We start from the raw sequence: 20,744 nt of genomic DNA on the forward strand, positions 1-20,744 counted from the left end.
GAATCACATGGCGGTCAGCCGGAAAGACTGAGCAGAATTGCCGTTGCAGGTCAGTTGGACGAGTTGGGTGCTGTCGGCGGTCGAGGCATTGGGGACGGTCAGGCACTTGTTGCTCAGGCGGCTGACGAAATGGAAGTAACCGTCGCCTTCCGAAACTGCTTTCCATTGCTGGTTCGTCCCACCGCCGTACGTCCAGAGTTGGAGGCCGGCATTGTCGGCGGCCGACACATTCGTCACGTCGATCGCCTTGGTGGCGTCGTTGCGATTGTTGACGCGAGTGAAGCCGTCGGACGTCAGCTGGAACTGGAATTGCTGTGCCTGCGTGCCGTTGCAGCTGTACTGCTGGATCACGGTGCCGTTGGCGGTCCCCGCGGCTCGGGCGTCGACGCATTTACCGTTGCCTTTGTTGGCGATCGAGTACCACGCGGTCGGCGACGGCTGGTCGGCCGGCGGCGTCGTACCGGCGCCACCCAGCCACTTGAGCGCGTCCATCATGAACTGGTTCTGGGCCGGGCTGTCGAAGGTCGACGAGAGCCGCGTGTTGGTCTCGTAGTTCATCGCGTTGTGGCCGAAGTTGGCGTAGATCAGCTTGTAGTTCTTGTTGGTCCAGATGATCGGGTAGTAGCCGCCGTACCAGGTCTGGTTCGGATCGGTGCCGACCGGGAAGCTGGACGGATCGATCGACGCCAGGATCTGGATGTCGGGGTTGTTCCGCAGGTCGTTCTGCCAGCTGTACCACTCGCTCACCGACGACCGGAACGTCGCGCCCGTGTTCACCAGCGACGGATGCGACCGGTTCTCGGCCTTCAGCGTGACCGCGGTCGGTCCCCAGGTGTTCGACTGGAACCGCCCGGTCCCGAGCAGCGTGTTGTTGAACCACGGCCAGCCGCCGCTCGCGTCGTTGTACGCCGTCACGTGGAAGCCGAAGAACGCGCCGCCGTTGTTCATGTACCGCTGGAACCCGGTCCGCTGCGCGTCGGTGTGCGGTGAGTCGTCGAGGAACATCACCACCTGGTACTGCGACGCACTCAGATTGTTGAGCTGGTCCCAGTTGTTCGTGGCCGTGTAGGTGAACCCGTTCTGCGCCCCGAACTGCGGGAACCGCTGATTGGCCTCCTTGACGAAGTCGATGTGGGCGGCATCCCAGGTGGCGCTGTAGAACGCCAGCACGTTGAAGGTGGCCGTTGGTTGCGCGTACGACGTACTCCCGGAGACCAGGCAGAGCAGTAAGGCGATCAGGGCAGGCAACAGCTTCCGAGCGGGCATGGGCGGATCCCCTCAGTCATGAGCTAGTTACGCAATGAGATTTCAGAACTTAAATTAACCCATGACCTAAGTGCTGTGAAGACTCCGCCGGTCCCGGAACTCTTGCCGCCGTCGCCCGCCGCTGTCACCCTGAGCCACCGACATTCGAAGGGGATGCCGATGGACGACTCCGTGCTCACCTCGGTGCTGTTGCCGATCGCCCTCGCGATCATCATGCTCGGCCTCGGCCTGACCCTGACCGTCGCCGATTTCAGCCGCGTACTGCGGATGCCGCGAGCGGTCCTGGTCGCGCTCGGCATCCAGGTGATCCTGCTGCCGCTGATCTGCTTCGGACTGGTCAAGCTGTTCGGCCTGGCCCCGGCGCTCGCCGTCGGCATGATGCTGCTGGCGGCGTCGCCCGGTGGTACGACGGCCAACCTGTTCAGCCATCTGGCGGGCGGCGACGTGGCGCTCAACGTCACCCTGACCGCGGTGAACTCGGTCCTTGCCGTGATCACCCTGCCGATCGTGGTCAACCTGTCCCTCGACCACTTCCTCGGCGACGGCGAGATCGGCCTGCAACCGGCCAAGATGCTGCAGGTGTTCGCGATCGTGCTGGTCCCGGTTGCCCTCGGCATGCTGTTACGCAACAAGCTGCCAGGGTTCGCGGAGCGGATGGCGCGACCGGTGAAGATCGGCTCGATCCTGGTCCTGGCCCTGGTGATCTTCGCCGCGATCTACAGCGAGCGCGACAACGTCCTCGATTACATCGCGGCCGTGGGTGTGGTCGCCCTGCTGCTGAACGTCCTCAGTCTCGCTCTCGGGTACGCCGTACCGCGGCTGGCCAGACTGGGTGAGCGGCAGTCGATCGCCTGCTCGATGGAGATCGGCATCCACAACGCGACGCTGGCCCTGACGATCGCCCTCAGCCCGTCTCTGCTCGGCAACAGCGAGATGTCGATCCCGGTTGCCGTGTACGGCATCGTCATGTTCTTCCCGACCGCCGTCTTCGCCTACTACCTCAGCCGCCGGACCACGGTTCAGCGTGCCGGATCTAGTGTCTGACTGCCCAGCACCGACAGCAGTTGCAGCTTCTCCGCGCTCTCGCTGCCCGGGGCGGCGGTGAAGATCACCAGGGTCTGCTGCTGATCGCGGTTGTCGATGATCTCGCAGTACAGCTCGAGCTTGCCGACGACCGGATGGTTGAACCGCTTGGTCCGGCTGTGCATGATGCCGACCTCATGCTCGTCCCAGAGCGCGGCGAACTCGGGGCTCAGCTTCTGCAGGGCGCGCTGGAGTGTGGCGGCGTACGACTTCGGCCCGTCCGCCGTGACCACCGATCGCAGCCAGGACACGAGCATCCGGCTGTGCGTCGTCAGCTCCGGCTCGCAGTAGAGCAGCCGCTCTTCCGGACGGGCGAACCAGCGGTAGATCCCACTGCGGTCGAGGCCGTCGTAGTTGGTCTCCTCTCCAGCGAACGCGACATGCGCCGCCGTCTGCGCGAGCGTCTCGCCGCATCGGTTGATCAGCATCGCGGGTGTGTCCTGCAGCCGGTCGAGAACCCGCAGCATGCCTGGATCGACGTGACAGTTCCGCGTCGTGCGCGGCGGCGCGCCGTGGCCGGCCAGCACGAAGAGGTGGTCACGCTCCTCGAGTGTCAGCCGCAGCGCGCGGGCGATCGACGTCAGCATGTCCACCGACGGCTGCGGCCCACGCCCACCCTCCAGCCGGCTGTAGTAGTCGGTCGACATGGACGCCAGGACGGCAACCTCTTCGCGACGAAGGCCAGGCGTACGGCGGCGACGGCCGCGTGGCAGCCCGACGTCCTCGGGCTGCAGGGCCTCGCGTCGTTTGCGCAGAAAATCTGACAGATCGCCGTACTCCATGACTCCAGTCTCCCGGACGCGATGCCGTTATCCAGGGCTTGCCAATCCGAGGTTAAGCCGAGCCTGGTTAGCACCCTGAGCGTCGCGAAGGCTGAGAGACATGAAAACGACTGGCAACACGATCTTCATGACCGGCGGCACCTCAGGCATCGGCCTCGGCCTGGCCCGGAGGTTCCGCGACCTCGGCAACACCGTGATCATCAGCGGCCGCCGCAAGGACCTGCTGGACCGGATCGCCGCCGAGGACGGTATCGAGGGAATCACCCTCGACGTCGCGGACCCGGACTCGATCACGGCCGCCGCCGAGACCGTGACCACGAACCATCCCGACCTCAACGTGGTGATCACGATGGCCGGCATCATGCAGGTCGAGGATCTGCACGACCCCGCTCATCTGGCGGTGAGCGAGGAGATCATCACCATCAACCTGCTCGGCACGATCCGCACCATCACCGCGTTCACCCCGCACCTGCTGAAGCAGCCGAGCCCAGCGCTCCTGACGGTCACGTCCGGCCTGGCCTTCGTCCCACTGGTCATCACGCCGACGTACAACGCCACCAAGGCCGCGATCCACAGCTACACGCAGAGCCTCCGTCTGCAGCTCGCGGATACTCCGCTCCAGGTGATCGAGGTGGCGCCACCCGCCGTACAGACCGCGCTGCTGAACCAGGAGAACGACGAGCGGGCGATGCCACTGGACGAGTACCTGACCGAGACGGTCGAGCTGCTCCAGAAGTACCCGGATGCCGACGAGATCCTGGTCGACCGGGTCCGTTTCCTCCGCGACGCAGAGCGCGAGAACCGCTACGACCAGACGATCCAACTGCTCAACTCACACTAGTCGGCGAGTGCGTCCTCGATGCGTTCGACCTTGGCAGTGAGCTGGCCGGTGTAGCCGGGCCGGATGTCCGCCTTCAGCACCAGGCCGACCCGGGGCGAGACGGCGGCGACCACTTCAACAGCCTGCTTCACCACCGCCATCACCTCGTCCCACTCCCCCTCGATGTTGGTGAACATCGCGTTGGTCTCGTTCGGCAGCCCGGAGGCGCGCACCACGCGGACGGCCTCGGCCACCGCCTGGCTCACGCCTCCGGTCTCGTCCCCACCGGAAGGACTGATGCTGAATGCAACGATCATGGTGCCTCCTTGTCGTCATCGGGAAATCCGAGCCGCCTCATCTTCTCGGCGGTGAAGACAACCATGATCTCGTCACCATGAACGAACGCCATCTCGGGCTCGGTCACCTCTGGCATAGCCGACACAAACCAGACCGGCCCTGCCCCAGCCTCCAACCGGAGCCCCACCGGCACATCGACGCCGTACGCGTCCGAGACCTGCCGGCCGTCGCCAAGTCGATGCCCCGGCCCCACCTCGACGCGATCCCAGAGGAGCGATGCGGTTGAGATCGGCGACCCGATGCGCTCCCGCCAACGAGAGTGCTCACCGACTTCCCAGATCTCAGGACCTTGCGACCCCTGAACGAAGTGGTTCGACAACGGTTCGCGGAACACCTCCACGCCGTACGGGAAGAACGTACTGGTCCAGATGATCGAGGCAGGCCCCGTGTCCAACATCAACTCGACCCCCATGACCGCGTGGTGCCAGTCACCGTAGTCCCAGACTCGCGCCGCGGGGCCAAGGTTGTAGATGTCGGAGTAGCGAACGCCGATGAGACGTTCACCGACGAGCCCGGACACGATGCGCTCCAGGCCGGCACGCTCTGCCTCATGCGTCATTGCGCGCCTCGATCATGCGTCCAGCTTGCCAGCCTCTTCCTCTTCGGCTGCACGGCGTTCGGAAGCGGACGTGGTCAGCAGGGACTTCTCCTTGATGAAGACGATCGCGACCAGGGCCAAGACGGCGATCGGTACCGAGATCAGGAACAGGTCCGCGGTCGCGTTCCCGTACGCCTCCTGCACCGCGACCTTCACCTCCTCCGGCAAGGTGCTGATATCCGGTACGGCGCCACCACCCTGCGAGCCGTCCATCCCCAGCGAGGCGGCGACCTTGTTCGCCAGGACAGCGCCCAGCGCGCTGACGCCGATCGTGCCACCCATGCTGCGGAAGAAGCTCACCACCGACGTCGCCGCGCCAAGCTCCCGCGCCGGTACGTCGTTCTGCGCGGCGAGCACCAGGTTCTGCATCACCAGGCCGACGCCGACACCGAGCACCACCATGAACACCGAGATCCGGAACGTACCCGTGTGCGCGTCGATCGTGCCGAGCAGCGCGAGCCCGATCGGCAGCAGCACACCACCGGCGACCAGGTAGATCTTCCACTTGCCGTACTTCGTGATCAGCCCACCGGCGATGGTCGACGACACGAGCATCCCGAGGATCATCGGCAGGCTCATCAGGCCGGCCGACGTCGGCGAGTGCCCCTGGGCGATCTGGAAGTACTGCGACAGGAACACCGAACCACCGAACAACGCCAGGCCGACCAGCATGCTGGCGACCACGGACAGGGCGACGGTCCGGTTGCGGAACAGGTCGAGCGGGATGATCGGCTCCGGGTGCCGTGCCTCGACCACCACCGCGACCGCGAGCGCGACCACGGCGATACCGACCAGGGTGAAACTCCAGCCCGAGGCCCAGTCGAACTTGTTCCCCGCGAACGTCGACCAGACCAGGATGATGCTCACCCCGCTGGTGATCAGCAGCGCGCCCCACCAGTCGATCTTCACGTCCCGGCGGATCGTCGGCAGCTTCAGTGTCCGCTGCAGCAGGATGATCGCGGCCAGACAGAACGGCACCCCGACCAGGAAGCAGGCCCGCCAGCCGAGCGGCGAGTCGACCAGGAAGCCGCCGAGCAGCGGCCCGCCCACGGTCGCGGAGGCGAAGATCGCGCCGAAGATGCCGGAGTACCGGCCCAGCTCGCGCGGCGGGATGATCGCCGCCATCACGATCTGCACCAGCGCGGTCAGACCGCCGGCGCCGATCCCCTGCACGACCCGGCTGGTCAGCAGCAGTTCGACGTTCGGGGTGAAGCCGGCGACCAGCGATCCGACCACGAAGAACGCGAGCGACAGCTGGACCAGCAGCTTGTTGTTGTAGAGGTCGGCGAGCTTGCCCCACAACGGCACGGTGGCCGTCATCGCGAGCAGCTCGACGGTGACCACCCAGGTGTAGACGGACTGGCTGGCCTCCAGGTCGGCGATGATCCGCGGCAGCGCAGTACTGACGACGGTGCCGGCCAGTACGGCGACCAGCATGCCCATCATCAGGCCGGAAATGGCCTGTGTGGTCTGCCGCGGAGTCAGTGCGGCAGCGCCCTGATCGGCGGCCGGCTCGGTGGTGATTCCCCCGGTCACAGTTCCCCCAGTGGTGGTGTTGTCCTTGTGGTTGACCTCACCCGCGGCGTCGTCGGAGAGGTTCTCCGGCGACGGGGTGGGTGACGAGGTCGTAGTCATGACTGACCTTTCTGCTGAGATTTCTCGAGGTTCGGGCCGAAGGCGGGATCGATGCCCTCGGCAAGTAGGTGGAAGCCTTCGTCGACGAGTTCGCGCAGCGGCCGGTCCGGCGCGGTCTTGTGCAGCTCCATCGCCACCCGGCAGGCGGCGCCGGACGCGCTGACGATGAGCGCGGGACGCACCGAGCCGGCCGGCTCGCCCATCCGCTCGGCCAGCGCGGCAGTGAGCTGCCGCTCGTCGTCGAAGCTGGACATCATCAGGTGGTAGACCAGGTTCGGCGACCCCATGATCAACTCACCGCGGCGCGACAACTCACCCTCGCCCTCGAGGTCCACCAGGACGTCGCGAACGATGTGCCACATCGTCGTCAGCGGTGACTCGTCGGCCGGCGCCGTCCGCATCCGCTCCAGGGCACGCTCCATGTGCTCGGGATTGCGCCCGAGGATCGCGTGCTCCTTGTGCGGGAAGTAGTTGAAGAAGGTCCGCACCGACACGTCGGCCGCCTCGGCGATCTCCTCGACCGTGACGTGGTCCGGCCCCTTCTCGAGCGCCAGCCGCAACGCCGCCTCGGCCAGCGCCGCCCGCGTCTCGCGCTTCTTCCGCTCCCGCAACCCACCCTCAGCCTGCTTCACCCGACCAGGCTAAGAACAAACTTGCACTCACTGCAAACTATTAACCCTGAAACTTTGCACCCACGCAGAAATCTGCGTCAACGGGCAGCCGCTGGACCGCCAGACTGATAGAATCGAATGGCAGCCTCCGGAGCGGATTCCCGCGTTCGGAGGCTTTGTGTATGCCGACACTTCTGTACCGAGCCGCCATCCGCGACCTGCGCGGAACCGACATCCTCCCGTTGAACCAGCTCCGGGATCAGCACCCCGACCTCTACGAACGTGAATCCGCGAAGTACTCCTACCGGCCGCAGACGATGGACAACCCGGTCCACCCGCTCGACTGCCGCTGGAGCGACGTGGTCTTCCTGTCCTCGGTCCATCCGGCGCCGATCTTCGACGCACTCCGCGAGGCCGGCCGAGTCGGACCATCGACCCTTGCCTACTGGACCATCGACGCGGAACTCCTGGACCCCGCCCGCACCTGCATCCTGCTCAAGCGCCACGATCCCCTGTTCCGCCCGCAGCCCGCCTCCGACTACCTCCCCTACAGCGCGGCTACCGTCGCCACCCTGTCCACGCCGTCCACCAAGGCACTCGACCGACTGCGCAACCTCAACGCCACTGAGCCGCTGCTGCCCTGGGCCGACATCCCGCATGTCCTCCATCGCGGCCCGATCCCGGTGAGCCTCTTCCGCGACGCCGATGGCCGATCAGTCAGCTTCTGAGTCGTGGGAGCCAGGCGGGGACGGTTTTGCGGTAGGCCTCGTATTGGGCGCCGTACTGCCGGAGGAGAGCGGGTTCCTCGTACCAGCGGACGAAGGAGGCCATCACGGCCCATGCGAGTACGCCGTACCCGAGGATCCATGAGTTGAGGAAGGTGAGGGCCTGGCCGAGGATTGCTGTGACGACTCCGACGTACATCGGGTTGCGGACGTAGCGGTAGTCGCCGCCGACGACGAGCTCCTCGGTCGGTGCGACCGGCGCCGGCGTACCGCGTCCCTCCCGGACGAAGCGCACGAAGGCACGCAGTACGACGAACGCCCCGGCGGCCACCAGGACGAGACCGGGCCAGAACCGGGGTGCCGCCCAGCCGCTGATCCACCAGGGGACGACGCCGCCCACCACACAGGGCGCCGCGAAGAAGAAGGCTGTGCTGCCCAGGACTGCCTTAAGCATCGTCGAGCCTTGCGATGACGCGGCCAGACAGGTCGCAGAAGGTTTCGATCTCGGCCGGACTCAGGTCCGCGAACCAGTCGGCCACCGCGGCGAAGTCGCCGGCATCCCGCTCGCGCCAGTACGCCGTACTGTGATTCGTTGCCGACAGCAACTTCCGGCGCCGGTCCGCAGGATCGGGCTCGACCTGCAGGAGATCCTTGCGGACCAGGGCCGCGACGATCTGCGCGACGTTCTGATGCGTGCTCCCCAAGGCGGCGGCTGCCTCGGCCAGCGACGGCTTCCCCATCGCCGTCACCACCGTGATCAAGGCTGCCTGCTGCGTGGTGAGCCCATCGGCCCGCAGCCGCTCATCCATCGCGTAGCGAAGCTTCTGGGCCAGCATCAGCGTCGTCCGGAACGCCCGGACCGACGGCGCCAGCTCCGAGCCCGCGCCGATCCCGACCAACTCCTCGGTCTTGTTCCGCGATGACATAGGCAATATATTACCTATCACGATCGAAGGGGGCAACCGTGATCTGTCTACTGCCACACTGCGCCTACCTGTCCGAGACTTCCCGGATGCTCGAGCTGCATCGCGCGCTCACCGAGCTCGGCCTCGAGGTCCGCGTCGCCACCCACGGCGGCCCGCACGAGCGCCTGCTGGCCGAGGCCGGCATCCAGTACGACGTCCTCGGACCGGGCATGACACCGGCCCGGGCCGCCCGCTTCGTCGGCGACGCGATCGGGCTCGGCGATCCCCGGCAGAGCATGTACGACGACGCCGAGATCCGGACGTACGTCGCGGCGGAGGCGGAGTACTTCCGCGCCCACGGAATCACCGTCGCCGTCACCGGCTTCACCGTCACCACATTGCTGTCCTCGCGGCTGAGCGGCGTTCGAGTGATCACCGAACACGCGGGCAGCTTCGTGCCACCGGTCTTCGAACATCGCCTGTTACCAGCACCAACTCATCCCGTCGATCCACGCTTGAAGAACGCCCCGGACTGGTTGTCCCGATTCCTCATCAACAGGAGCTGCAATCGCACTACGGCGTACTGCGGCGGCTTCAACCGTGTGGCCGAATCGCTAGGTATAGAAGGAGTTCCCAGCCTGGCCGCACTCCTGCTCGGCGATCTCTCATTGGTCCCGGAGGTCCCCGAAGTACTCGGAATCTCTGCCGCCGAGCTCGCCGCCTGGAGCCCCGGCAAAGGCTATCGCGCCGGCTCGCAACTCAGGGCCGTCGGCCCGCTGTACGCCCACCTGGACCTTCCGATGCCCGCCAAGGTTCAGCAGTTCCTCGACCGCCCGGGCCCGACGATCTACCTCGCGATGACATCGACCCCGCCGGCCCAGGTCCGTACGGCGATCGCCGAGCTCAGCCGTCTCGACGTACGGATCCTGGTCGCCGGCACGATCCATGACCTCGGCGACCTGGCCACCGACCGAATCATGATCGAGGGCGTCCTACCCAGCCACCTGGTCATGCCGCAGGTCGACCTCGCGGTCACCACCGGCGGCCAGGGCAGCGTGCAGACGGCAATGGCCTGCGGTACGCCGCTCCTCGGCATCCCGCTGCACATCGAGCAGGACCTCAACATCGCCCTGGTCGAACGCCTCGGCGCCGCCCGCCACCTCGGCCGCTCCGACAACCTCGCCGACCTCGCCACCCAAATGCTCGACAACAACACCCACCTGGAAACCGCCGAGCGAATCCAGAAGCTGTACGCCGCCGCCGACGGGCCGGCCGAAGCCGCCGCGCTGATCGCCCAATGTCGAGATCAGCTTGGTCTCAGATGAGTCTGGGCGGGGAGATCTCAGATTCTCGCCGCCCGAGGTCGCGGCCATCTGAGATTGCACCGGTGCAGCCAGCCACAGGACAGGTCCTGCTCAACTATCGAAGACCCCTGGGCAGCCTTCCACTGCTGATGTCAACCGGTAGCTGTCTTCCGCCTACGCCTCGGCGATCCGCCGCAGGGTCTCGTCGCGCTGTTTCTCTCCGCCGGGAGCAGGCACCGGGAACCAGCGCACCCCGAGGTCGTCGTAGTGTCGCTGTGCCAGTCGCTCCGCCGTGGCTGTGTCGAGGGCGCGCTCCTGCTCGTCGGGAAGGGGCACCCGGTAGATCGCCCGACTGTTCGCGTAGTCCCTTGCCACCGGAGAAGGCCCCGGCGTTCCAGGTCATCGAGTGCGTCGCCGAGGTGCTCCTGTCGAGCGATGCGGTACGGCCGTCTTGCCATGACCCCTATTGTCGCCGGGCCTGCCCGCAGGCGGCGACCTTCGCCGGGAACGGGGCGAGTCCTGCGTATGTGCCCTCGCCTGAAAGGGCGCGGTCGGGCCAGGACTTGCCCGCGTCGCGGATCGGGCAACGACGGTCTTCTTCTCCCCGCCTCGATACGACAGCGAGCCTCGGCGACCTGCTCCCAGGTGAGCGCCGTAGGCCCTGCCTCCTCGCCAGGCGTACTCGCCCCGGCCAATGGCCGCCGCGATGCCGTACGACGGGTTCGCGTCACGCCGTGCGCCAGGACTGCGGTAGAGCGACTATGTCGAAGTAGGGAGTCTGTTCGATGAGTTCGGGAGGGCCGATGGCGAATCCGTCCGACGGGATGTCGTCGATTTCGCGGACGCGGAGCCGGAGGTGGCCGGTTGAGTGCGGGATGGTGATCGGTGGGAGCGGCGTTCCGATGGTGCCGGTGGACGAGGTGTCCGGTCGTGGTCGCCAGGCCGTTACCGGCGAGGGTTGCGCGCCCGGAAGGGCGAGGAGCTCGACGGTGTCGGGATCGAACTCGGCCCGCAGTTCGTCGATGACGGCTTCGAGACGGTTCGCGGTTTGCGGACCTTGGCCAGTGACGGTGATGCGCAGCGTTTGGCTGGAGTGTTCGACGGCGAGCAGACGGTTCGGCAGCGCCCTCACTGTCTCGCAGGTGACCAGGTTCGAGGTCTCGAGCCCGTCAAGGCTGTCAGGTTGATAGCGGGCCACCACGAGCTGCACGAACGGCGCGTATGCGCTGGGGACGTCGAGCCACACGTCGGCGTACCAGTGGTCGCCGGCGTCTTGGACGTCGTACGGGATCACGGTCAGCTGGCCGTCGTACTCGGGCAGCTCGATGTCTGTTGGCCGCAGGCTGTTACCGGTGAACCTGGACGCGGGCACGAGGTGCGGCACCGGGGACGATGCCATGATCGGATCGCGGCCCATGCGGGTCGCCGGCACGGTGTCGTCGGCGGAGGCAGGTGCGACGACGACAGCGAGCCGTTCGCCCTCTCCGGTGGAGAACCAAGGCCGGGCGAGCTCGACTCTGAGCGCGACGCGTCGACGCCGGGTCATGCGATCCGGCTCCCTACTGGTCTCAAAGGCGAAGGCGGGTACGGTCGCCAGAACGCGGGGAGGACTGGGCCGCACCGAGGACAGCACGTTCACGGTGTGCGGTTGTACGGCGCTCTGCTGGAACGCCTCGTCGGGTTCACTGTCGGGAAAGAAGTGCCGGAACCGGCTGATCGCGGTCAGGCGGTACTTGATCACCCGATGTTTGGTGTCGCCGAACTCGTGCCGGAAGGCCGGTACGGCGGGAGCACCGCGCGCAATTGTCACGGCGTGCAGGTGTTCGACGGCTTGCTCTGCCGGACCCGTGTCGGAGTGGTCGGTCCACGACGCACCGACCTCGAGCCGCGCGGTGCTGTCGGTATCGAGGCCTGTCGGCTTGAAGGTCGGCGCGAGGTCGACGAACGATGCTCCTGGTGAGCGGGTGACCGCGGAGTCGGGAAGTTCCCAGACCGGCGCGACCAGCGGCCGTTTCACCACGTGGACGAAGGTGAGCCTCCGTACCGGGGACAGCATCGGATGCCTCCCGCCGTACGCCGCCTCGCTCCAGCCGTGCGTCGCGCCATCCTCGAGGATCCAGCAGCCGACGGCAAAGTGGTCGAGGAAGTCGCCGCGGATCGTCGAGGACAGTTCGACGGTGATCTGCTCAGCCCGAGGGAGCCGGACGGTCAGTCCGTTGTCGTCGAGGTCGAGGGCGGTCTCGGCGTCAGGGTCCGCGAGTCCGATCAGTTCGATCGTCTTCGACTCGGACAGGGGCCAATCCGGCCACTGCGCCAGCCCTGACCAGGAACGATCCAGCCCACCGGGCTCCGCACGGACGAACGCCTTGATGCCTTGGGCGGCGGCGTCGGGGACCGCGGGTGGCGCATTGCGAAGCGAGCGGTCGAAGGCACGACGAGCCAGATCGCGGGCCGCCGGGTGGTCGAACATGCGGTGCTGCTCCGCGAGGCGGAAACTGCCGTGTGGCGGGATCAAGTTTCGTTTCGTGACCGGCTCGTGCTCGTCGTCAGCGTCGGTGGAGACGACGAGGGTGTCGATACCCGCGCCGAGTTGGAGCGGGTCGGTGCTGTCCAGTATCGGTGGCTCGACCGGCTCGTGGCGGGTGTAGACGATCGACGGGCCGGCCGCATCCTCGCGATCGGGCTCGTCGAGCAGAGGGCCGCCTCCGGTGATATCGGCGACTCGGACCCGCATCTGGTACGGCTCCGCGAATCGCAAGGCCGGCAGGGTGGGCAGCGGCGTCCCTGTCGGGTCCCGTGGTACGTCGAAGCTCCATTCGAAATCGTAGGGCATCGTCGTCGCCGTACGCCGGGCCCCCCGCTCTGCCCCCGGCGATGGCAGGACCAGACTCCAACCGTCCCAGCGCAGCACGACCTCGTCGGTCTCGAGAGTTCCGTCGTCGCGTTTGACCGTGCTGTGCGGCTTGACGTGACCCTCCTCCGTGCCTGGGTTGCCGATGGCAAGCGATCTGCCGTCCGTCGTACGCACGGTGTAGCTGGCATCACGCTCACACAGCGAACGCCAGGCGCCACCGCCGCGCCGGATGTCGACCCGGTAGCCGAGGATCAGGTCCTCGGCGGTCAGTTCGACGTCGGCCGTGTCGGTGGGCCTCTCCTGAGCACGTCTCGCCAGCGCGTCGTAGTCGGCCTGCCGGCCTCGCCGAACCAAGGCAATGCCTGCGGAGCGGGCGCGCGGCAACAGCAGCGGGTCACCACGATTAATGGCCTGCGCTGCCTCGCGGAGGTCGTTGACCGCGCCTTCGATGTCCATGGTCGAGATCAGCCAGCCGGGATCAGGTGGGCGGGACGTGTCGCCGACCGAGCGCGCGGTGTGGATGTCGAGCATCCCGGCGCGGTGCAAGCCGGCCGGGTGGTCCGCGGCTCGGAAGTGGGCGGGGTGGCCGCCTCCCGGCGTACGGCGCAGCGTGTAGCGGGTCCAGGGCGATATCACCGGTACGGGTGAGTCGTCCGAGGCGATCGCGATCGCGCGATCGGCCGGGTCGCCGATGTCGAGCAGATCTGCATCGACGACAAGATCGAAGACGAGCCCTAACGCCCGCATCACGCGGGGATGGTCCCTCAGCAGAGCGACCGCTCGGTGGAAGTCGACATTCGGTGCAACCGCCGTCTGCTGGATGTCTGGTTCCATTCGGGGACGTCGATGCGACCACGGTGCCAGCTCGTTCTCCACCTCGCCGGTGACGCCGCTCCTCGCAATACTCCGGGCAAGCACCCGGTGCGTGTCGTGAGTCCGGACCGCGTCCGTGTAGCTGTCTCGAACAGTCGGCGTCCGGGGCGCCGGCCGGACGGTACCGTCCTCGATCGTGCCTGCGGCACCGTCGAAGAAGGCATGCCAGACCTCGCTGTCCGGCACCGAGGCCAGGGTCGGCCGGCCATTCGCGATCGATTGCACTCCGCCCGATCGGATCCGCACCTCGAACGACATCTCGGTCAGCCGCGCCGGCCAATCGCGGAGCCCGAAGTCCTGCAGCCGGCCGCCGCCAAGGCGTGGCACCACCAGGACGGACACGTGAGCGTCGTTCCCGGTGATGCGCTGAGGAACGGTCAGCCAGGTCAGGGTGCTCATGACCAGGTCGCCGGATAGACGTAGGCGTTGCCGTCCTCGCAGCCGACGGCCAGCAACGACCCGTCGCCGCTGAACGCGATCCCGCTCACCGTGCCCGGATGGCTGAGCCAGGCGAGCGTGTCACCCGATTTGGGGTCCAGTACACGCACAACCCCGTCGCTGGTGAGTGCCGCAAGAACTCCGCTCGTACTGAACAGAAGCTCGATGACCTCGTTGCCGACCGGGACCCTGAGGTTCCCCGTCACCGTCGTGTCGGAGACGGCACTGATCCGCACCTCGTTGTCGCGACCACCGCTGGCCAGCAGATCACCCATGAGGTTCAGGGCTGCGGCGCTGGCCCCGCGCGGGTGATCGGCCTGGCCCAACAGCGTGCCGGTTGCCGGATCGATGACCAGAACCGCACCACCTTCATAGGCCGCGGCGACCACCTGACGAGAGTGGGCGACGCTCAGTGCCTGGACCCGCCCGTCGTGGGTGAAGGTCGCAGTGATCGTTCCGTTCGAGATGTCGAGGATGTTGGTTGTCTGGTCAGCACAGGCGGTCGCCACCCATCGGCCAAGGGGGTCGAGCACAACTCGGCGTACCGATCGTTCATGGTCCCGGCGCCAGAGCTCGGCCCCGGTCGTGGTGTCGATGAGCCGTGCGGTCTTGTCGTTGGCGGCGGTGGCGAGTAGCTCGCCGGTCGCATCGAATCCGAGGTCGTTGACGGCGTCGTCGTGGTGGATCTGGAGCCGGCGAGCTCCCGACACGGTGTCGTACACCGCGACCCAGCCTGTAGTCCGGCCGGTCGCAAGACGCTGACCATCCGGTGATAGGACCGCAGCGCCGACAAGACCCTGGTCGCGCTTCTCGACCACAACCTTGCCCTGGGCGGCGAGGAACAGGGAGGCCACGCCGTGCCCCTCGTCAGTTTGGCTGGCGGCCGCCAGCAGGGGAATGGCTCCGCCACTCAGCGACACGGCTCGTAAGGGCGCTCCGACACTTGACGGCGGAGCCATCAGACCGGTGTCGTAGAGCCGCAGTTCGTTGCCGACCAGGGCAGCGAGCCGCGACCCACTCGGGTGAAACACGACATCGCCTACAGCACCGTCCGGCTCCTGCCACTCGATGGCACCGGAGCGGGTCCGAAGTACAGTAAGCCCGGGACGGTTGATCGCGAACCGCTCGCCGTCCGGGCTGAGCATCCCCCGGCTCTCCTCGAAAGGGGTAGCCGCTTCGCTGCGCTCCAGCTTGACCGGTGGGAAGCGGCCGGTCCCCGTACTCGTCTGGTAGACGGTGGCCGTCGTCGAGCCCAAGACGGGCCCCCCGATCGCGAGTATCGAGCGGTCGTCCTGCGTCGTACTGAAGAGAGCCGGCATCCGACCAAGGAACGCTATCGTGGCACCGAAAGCCGGGTCGAGGGAATGCTTGCCGAGAGCACCACCTGTCGCCGCGTCGAAATGGTGGACCTCGTGAGGGGGATCGCACAAGACGACGAGCTGATCCTCGACGAAGCAGGCCCATACCGGCTGACCGGGACACACCGCGGACCAGACCGCGTTGCCGGTACGCGTGTCGAGAACCGTGATGCCCTCGGCTGTCCTGGCCGCCAACGTACGGGAGTCACGGCTGTAAGCCGGCGGCATCGGTACCGTCAGGGTCTCTGTACGCTGCTCGACCGGCAACGACAGAGCATCCGCGCCTGTGGCCGCGTCGAGCACCAGGCCGGCGTGAGCGATCAGCCGGCTGTCGGGGCTGAAGTACGCCCGCGACAGGCGTCGGAGGAAGGGGACCATCACCGCCGCAGCAAGCCCTTGGACCAGGAGGCCTCCGAGCAGGCTGCCCACGGGGTTGTTCGGGTCGACCGGCGTGTCGGGACCGGGGTCGACGGCGATGTGATTCCGGGTCCAGAGCCGACCGCCGCCGGCCACGTCGTACGCCTCGATGCTGACCGACCCATCTCCGAAGTCACAAGTGACGAGACGTCGGCCGTCTGGGCTGAAGGTGACCGAGCCGCCTCCACTTACCTCGACCTGCCAGGATATGGCCCCGCCGTCGGGATCGACGAGACGGAGCTGACCTGATCCGCACAGGGCGATCCGGCCGCCGTCGGGGCTCCAGGCGAGCCGATGTGCTCCGTCGGCCGGGAAGCTGACGGAAGAAGGGGCATCAGGCATCGGAACCTCCCTCGTCCGCGAAGCAGGACCAGTAATCGTCGAAGGCATCGACGCCCGGCCGGCTGTCCGCGAAGGCCTTGGCCAGGGCAGGCCGGGCAACCGGCTCGCGCCCTCCCGTGCCTCCGGCGAGGATCCAGTCGCCGCTGTCGAGCTCGACACTGTCCGACCACAGGAACAGGTCGATCTCGACGACGAGTGTCGCCCGGCCGACCAGGGCGTTCGTCTCCGATCGATAGCTGAGCGTCACGCACAGCTCGATGGACACCGAGACGAGGCCGAGGATGTCGACGCAGCCGCCGATCCGGAGGTAGCCGGAAACCTCGACCTTGTCACCGGCCAACTGGAACTTGACGCCGCCGAGCGCGTGCACCTCCGCGTGGGCGACGACGAAGTCGAGCGCCACCATCGCCCCGAACTCGAGCGCGAGGTCGACTCGTCGCAGCCCGTCCTGGGTCAGCTCGATCTCCAGGTAGCCGCCGCCACCGAACATCAGCACGGTCAACGCGAACCGGTTGGCCGGACTGGCGAAGCCCAAGTTCACCGAGATCGGCCGCCCGTCGAACGGGATCGACGCGCTGGCGTGGACGGCGACGTTGGTGAGTACGAACGCAGCGGCGGTGACCTCGGGGAGTTCCAGCGTGTAGTCGGCGGTGATTCCTGAGGGAGCCACGTCGATCCGGGGCCCGTGCCCCGCAAGGTCCACCGCGCGTCCCAAGGCTTCGAGGAGCCGGAGCTCGCCGAGGAAATCGACATGCAGGCCGTGGATATCCACCGTTGGGGGCGCACCGCCTCGCTGGTGGAACGTGAGCTGGTCGATGTGCAGGCGGAGTAGTGGCTTCTTCCCCGGAGGGAGCTCCAGGGCGAAGTCCGTGATTGTGCACTTGGTGTCGTTGCCGAGTAGATCTGCGGGCTCGATGCCGGTCGGAGGCGTCACGTTGACCTGGAGGTCGAGCGTTGTCGTCGGATTCGCGACGAAGGGCGGGAAGGAGTGCAGCTTGACCTGGTTCCATTCCATGGAGACCACTGGCGACGTCCCCGCCTCCAGCAACGAGGTGATTGCCGGGGGCCGCGCTGTGGCTCCCAACAGGTCACGCAGCGGGAATCCGAGGATGGTTGCGTCGGGGGCGAAGAACGCGCGTACGTCGACCATCTCGGTCCGCGGATCGGGCAGCGCGTTGCCGACGACCGGTCCTAGGGTGCGCGAGATCGCGTCGGCGGCGTACGCCGGCGCGACGAGCGCACCAGAACGATCAGCCCGCCCCGCGAAGTCCAGCCCGACTTTGTCCTGGACCAGTTGCAGGACCGTCCGGGCATCGGCGCCCGCGCGGAGATAGTCCTCGGAAAACTTGACCACATAGGTTTCCGCAGCGTCCAGCAGCGATCGCACCGCGGGCAGGGTGATCTCCAGCGAGCTCAGCCCAGGCGCGAACCGACCGGCTTCGGCCACCCCGCTGATGATCAACGCGTGGACCTCCTGAACATCCTCCCGTTGGCTGACCTCCGCACGGACCAGGTCGACGGGCGAGGGGACGATCGGTACGCGCACACTCCCGAACGCATCCTTCAACGCAGCGGCAACCCCAGCGTCTGCCAGAAACTCCACGGTGGGCGGCGGATCCGCGACGAACAACAGCGGAATCCTGAACTCCAGCTCGCTGTCCCCCGTGCGGCACCGCACAGGGAACTGCAGATCCCCGTCGGACACCATCGGGCGGAAGAACACATCCAGGTCGCCCGAGCCCGGCGTCGACTTCCATACCGGCGGCATGATCGTGAACACCTGCTCGGTCAGCTCGACCGCGTCGAACGGGAAAGCACGACGTACGGACGGATCGAGGGGCACCGCGGTCACGGCGTCGACGACCGTGATCAGATCGACCTGCCGCAGTACGGCGGCACCATCCGCGCCGGGTTCGAAGGTGCGCTCGACGCTGCGCTGGTAGATGGCGCGATGCCCGAACGGATACAGCGTGCCGTTGGCAACAACCTGGACCTCCATGTCGCGGCCGAGGACCGCACGGTGCTGCCAGGCAAAGGCATCCCACACTCCGTCGACGGTGAGCGAACCGCCGAGCGCGGTGAGCTCCAGGCGAGCCAGGTCCGCCGGACGAGCGGTGGTCTCGGCAACCAACCGCGCTCGCCACGTCATCTCGAGCGCGATCGGGAACGGGTCGGGAACCCCGGCACCGACCTCGGCGACCGCGACCAAGGCGGCCCCTTCCTCGGGATCGACCCGTAGGCGCCAGAGCACTGCGGCCGAACCGGCCACGGGTACGGCGGTGGAGACGGGACGGAACGCGCCGGGGCTGCCCTGCCTGGTCCGCGGCGCCACGATCAGGTGCCAGGGCAACTCGACCTTCGTCGCGGGTTCGTCCGCAGGCCCCAACGGGACGGCCGAGTCGAACAGACCGAGGATCGAGGCGGCTGTCGGCTCGAAGCCGGAACCCTGCGCGAGCCGGACTCCGACCTGACTGATGCCTGACAGCATCGACTGCGCCGGTAGTTGGTCGGCGCCTGGCGACCCTTGTTCCTCCGGGAATGTCTGCTCGGCGACATGCTGCGGAGGAAGCGCCAGCAACATCCACGCGGAGTTGCCAACAGCAACGAGATCGCCACCGTCGATACCGGACCAGGTCACACCGGCGATCAGGTGATCGGACGGCCGTAGGAGCAGGAACATCGGGCCCGCCGGCTAGGTCCAGAGCACAGGTTGGCAGTGGACCAGCGCCCTGACGAGAAGCGCCCACGACGCGCCCCCGAGGAGCGCGAGGACGAACAGCGAGATCTCCGCGCCCAACTTCGTCAGGATGATTCCGACGACCGCCGTCGCGCTCGCCGCGAGCGTCTGCATCAGCGCGATGCTCTTCGCGCTGAGCGATTCCCACCAGTCGATGAAGCGCTGGATCTTCTCCGCGCCGGCTGTCCGGAGATCGTCGATCACGCTGTCGACCGTCACCTCGACATAGCCGGCGTAACACTCCGCGAAGGCATCCACGGACATGGCCTCACACCTCCCCTTGACTGGCAGTCAGCGCCTCGGCCTACGCCGACTGCGAGGCAGCCAGCATCACCGAGAACGACTGCCCGCTGGTCTGATCGAATGCCTCCAGCAACGGCTCGATGCCGGCGCCGACGCCGATTTCCCCGTCGGCCAGGTGATAGCAGATCGCATACTCCGCCGACCCCTCGTCGAAGCCCTCACGGATCAGCGGATCCAGGTCATCGGCCCAGAACCAGTCCGATACCGCGCTCAGCCCCGACTCGAGCGCATCGGCCGACGGCACCGATCCGGCGTCGATCTCGATCCCGGCCGCACCGAGCCGCGACGCAAACTCCTCTGCGAACCCCAAGACACACCCCCATCTCTTGAGGACTGGCCGTGAGTGCCGGATACCGACCCGCCCAGTCCTGCTTGTTACACAAAGTACGACAGCATGTGAGTTCCGTCACCACCTGACTTCCGGAACGGCGCGGACATCGGTGGGCTCATTCACCGAGTTCGATGACGATGTACCGGATCTTCGTCCCGTCGGGCATGAGAGCACCCTCGACGTAGGTCTGCTTGAAGGTCGGTGTCGGTGTGAACAGCGTCACCAGCACGTGAATCGCGATCCCGCCGAACTTGATCAGTCCACGGGCCGCACCCCCGGCAGCCTCCAGCGCGAGATGCTCGAGCTGAGCGATGCTCAAGCTCATCAAGCCGTCGATGACCAACTCGAGCCCATGTCCGCGATCGGGTGGCACGTTCAGGATCGACACGTAGTACTGATCGTTGACCCGGGGGCTGACGGTGATCCTCGCGTCGTCACGGATCGGGTTCCCAGCCGGCGCCTCCGAAGGAATGGGGACCAGAACGCCGTCCGGGGCGACCTCGAACCGGTGCTCTCCATCCGTCGGGAGAACCTCCTCGAGCTCTCCCAGATCGACAGGCTCTGTCGCCAGTTCGTTCAGCAGGGTGATCGTGCGCTCGCCCGGATCGACGTGGCCATCGTGAAACAGGCCCGCAGCCTTGTTCGCAAGCTGGAACTCGAGAATCGCCTCGTGCAGCGCCGGCGCACAGCTCCCCTGGATCGGCTCCGGCCAGACGTTCACACCGCCAGGGGTGAACGTTCCCCCCTGATCCGTCGGAATGCGATCAAGGAGTCGCATCACGAGATTCTGGTCGGGGACAAGGTTGTAGCACTGAACCCCGTCCTTGATTCCCACGGACGCCTGAACGTCCTCCATGTCGTCCCCCTCCAACGAGCTTCGCCGGACACCCACCGGTCAGCCAGCCTGGCATCGCCCGTCCAGGTCCGGCCAGCGAGTCGTACCACTGAGTGACACGCCGACCACTCCGAAGGCATGATGGTCGGGGGCAACGATCAGTTTCTGGG

At 66.8% G+C, this 20,744-nt stretch carries 19 protein-coding genes; 4 read left to right on the forward strand and 15 right to left on the reverse strand.

Annotated elements, in window-relative coordinates; all coding sequences use genetic code 11:
* Window positions 1-3 precede the first annotated feature (3 nt).
* Window positions 4-1,266: an RICIN domain-containing protein gene (locus tag V9K99_RS12940; RefSeq protein WP_337001919.1), complete on the reverse strand. Its 1,263-nt coding sequence runs from the start codon at window positions 1,264-1,266 to the stop codon at window positions 4-6.
* A gap of 159 nt (window positions 1,267-1,425) precedes the next feature.
* On the opposite strand from V9K99_RS12940, the gene V9K99_RS12945 reads away from it, so the two are divergent.
* Window positions 1,426-2,310, forward strand: a complete 885-nt coding sequence (locus V9K99_RS12945; RefSeq protein ID WP_337001917.1) for a bile acid:sodium symporter family protein — start codon at window positions 1,426-1,428, stop codon at window positions 2,308-2,310.
* On the opposite strand, the gene V9K99_RS12950 is transcribed toward V9K99_RS12945, so the two are convergent.
* Complete coding sequence (locus V9K99_RS12950; protein ID WP_337001915.1) at window positions 2,286-3,131, reverse strand: helix-turn-helix transcriptional regulator; 846 nt, start codon at window positions 3,129-3,131, stop codon at window positions 2,286-2,288. The genes V9K99_RS12945 and V9K99_RS12950 overlap by 25 nt on opposite strands.
* Before the next feature lie 100 nt (window positions 3,132-3,231).
* Between V9K99_RS12950 and V9K99_RS12955 the strand changes: the two genes are divergently transcribed.
* Window positions 3,232-3,972: an SDR family oxidoreductase gene (locus V9K99_RS12955; protein WP_337001913.1), complete on the forward strand. Its 741-nt coding sequence runs from the start codon at window positions 3,232-3,234 to the stop codon at window positions 3,970-3,972.
* On the opposite strand, the gene V9K99_RS12960 is transcribed toward V9K99_RS12955, so the two are convergent.
* From V9K99_RS12960 to V9K99_RS12975, 4 genes are read right to left on the reverse strand one after another with little or no spacing between them, the layout of a single operon-like run.
* Window positions 3,969-4,268 carry a thiamine-binding protein gene (locus V9K99_RS12960; protein WP_337001911.1) on the reverse strand — a complete coding sequence of 100 codons (300 nt, stop codon included), beginning with the start codon at window positions 4,266-4,268 and terminating at the stop codon, window positions 3,969-3,971. The two genes, V9K99_RS12955 and V9K99_RS12960, sit on opposite strands and share 4 nt — an antisense overlap.
* On the reverse strand, window positions 4,265-4,867 hold the full coding sequence (locus V9K99_RS12965; protein ID WP_337001909.1) for a hypothetical protein: 603 nt from the start codon (window positions 4,865-4,867) through the stop codon (window positions 4,265-4,267). The genes V9K99_RS12960 and V9K99_RS12965 overlap by 4 nt, the downstream gene beginning before the upstream one ends.
* A 12-nt stretch (window positions 4,868-4,879) precedes the next feature.
* A complete protein-coding gene (locus tag V9K99_RS12970; RefSeq protein WP_337001907.1) occupies window positions 4,880-6,541 on the reverse strand; it encodes an MFS transporter in 1,662 nt (553 codons plus the stop codon).
* Window positions 6,538-7,173: an acyl-CoA-like ligand-binding transcription factor gene (locus V9K99_RS12975; protein ID WP_337001905.1), complete on the reverse strand. Its 636-nt coding sequence runs from the start codon at window positions 7,171-7,173 to the stop codon at window positions 6,538-6,540. Before V9K99_RS12975 ends, V9K99_RS12970 begins: the two co-directional genes overlap by 4 nt.
* Before the next feature lie 161 nt (window positions 7,174-7,334).
* Between V9K99_RS12975 and V9K99_RS12980 the strand changes: the two genes are divergently transcribed.
* A complete protein-coding gene (locus tag V9K99_RS12980; protein WP_337001903.1) occupies window positions 7,335-7,880 on the forward strand; it encodes a hypothetical protein in 546 nt (181 codons plus the stop codon).
* On the opposite strand, the gene V9K99_RS12985 is transcribed toward V9K99_RS12980, so the two are convergent.
* Together V9K99_RS12985 and V9K99_RS12990 are read right to left on the reverse strand one after the other, a co-directional pair.
* A complete protein-coding gene (locus tag V9K99_RS12985) occupies window positions 7,870-8,331 on the reverse strand; it encodes a methyltransferase family protein (RefSeq protein WP_337001901.1) in 462 nt (153 codons plus the stop codon). The genes V9K99_RS12980 and V9K99_RS12985 overlap by 11 nt on opposite strands.
* The gene (locus tag V9K99_RS12990; RefSeq protein ID WP_337001899.1) at window positions 8,324-8,803 is read right to left on the reverse strand and encodes a MarR family winged helix-turn-helix transcriptional regulator; all 480 of its coding nucleotides are present in this window, start codon (window positions 8,801-8,803) and stop codon (window positions 8,324-8,326) included. The genes V9K99_RS12985 and V9K99_RS12990 overlap by 8 nt, the downstream gene beginning before the upstream one ends.
* 86 nt (window positions 8,804-8,889) lie before the next feature.
* Here V9K99_RS12990 and V9K99_RS12995 point away from each other — a divergent pair, with 86 nt between their 5' ends.
* On the forward strand, window positions 8,890-10,107 hold the full coding sequence (locus tag V9K99_RS12995; RefSeq protein ID WP_337001897.1) for a nucleotide disphospho-sugar-binding domain-containing protein: 1,218 nt from the start codon (window positions 8,890-8,892) through the stop codon (window positions 10,105-10,107).
* A gap of 153 nt (window positions 10,108-10,260) precedes the next feature.
* On the opposite strand, the gene V9K99_RS13000 is transcribed toward V9K99_RS12995, so the two are convergent.
* The 7 genes from V9K99_RS13000 to V9K99_RS13030 all read right to left on the reverse strand — a co-directional run bounded on the left by V9K99_RS13000 (window position 10,261) and on the right by V9K99_RS13030 (window position 20,517).
* Complete coding sequence (locus V9K99_RS13000; protein ID WP_337001895.1) at window positions 10,261-10,461, reverse strand: hypothetical protein; 201 nt, start codon at window positions 10,459-10,461, stop codon at window positions 10,261-10,263.
* 352 nt (window positions 10,462-10,813) lie between these two features.
* Complete coding sequence (locus tag V9K99_RS13005; RefSeq protein WP_337001893.1) at window positions 10,814-14,212, reverse strand: hypothetical protein; 3,399 nt, start codon at window positions 14,210-14,212, stop codon at window positions 10,814-10,816.
* Window positions 14,209-16,368, reverse strand: coding sequence for an outer membrane protein assembly factor BamB family protein (locus V9K99_RS13010; RefSeq protein ID WP_337001891.1), 2,160 nt, complete (start codon window positions 16,366-16,368; stop codon window positions 14,209-14,211). The genes V9K99_RS13005 and V9K99_RS13010 overlap by 4 nt, the downstream gene beginning before the upstream one ends.
* Window positions 16,361-19,048, reverse strand: coding sequence for a hypothetical protein (locus tag V9K99_RS13015; RefSeq protein WP_337001889.1), 2,688 nt, complete (start codon window positions 19,046-19,048; stop codon window positions 16,361-16,363). The genes V9K99_RS13010 and V9K99_RS13015 overlap by 8 nt, the downstream gene beginning before the upstream one ends.
* Before the next feature lie 12 nt (window positions 19,049-19,060).
* A complete protein-coding gene (locus V9K99_RS13020; RefSeq protein WP_337001887.1) occupies window positions 19,061-19,369 on the reverse strand; it encodes a hypothetical protein in 309 nt (102 codons plus the stop codon).
* A gap of 40 nt (window positions 19,370-19,409) precedes the next feature.
* Complete coding sequence (locus V9K99_RS13025) at window positions 19,410-19,718, reverse strand: hypothetical protein (RefSeq protein WP_337001885.1); 309 nt, start codon at window positions 19,716-19,718, stop codon at window positions 19,410-19,412.
* Between the two features lie 136 nt (window positions 19,719-19,854).
* Window positions 19,855-20,517, reverse strand: a complete 663-nt coding sequence (locus tag V9K99_RS13030) for a hypothetical protein (protein WP_337001883.1) — start codon at window positions 20,515-20,517, stop codon at window positions 19,855-19,857.
* Between the last annotated feature and the right edge of the window lie 227 nt (window positions 20,518-20,744).

Origin of the sequence: Kribbella sp. CCNWLW201 (genome assembly GCF_037203805.1) — a bacterium.
In the GTDB taxonomy this organism is placed as follows: domain Bacteria; phylum Actinomycetota; class Actinomycetes; order Propionibacteriales; family Kribbellaceae; genus Kribbella.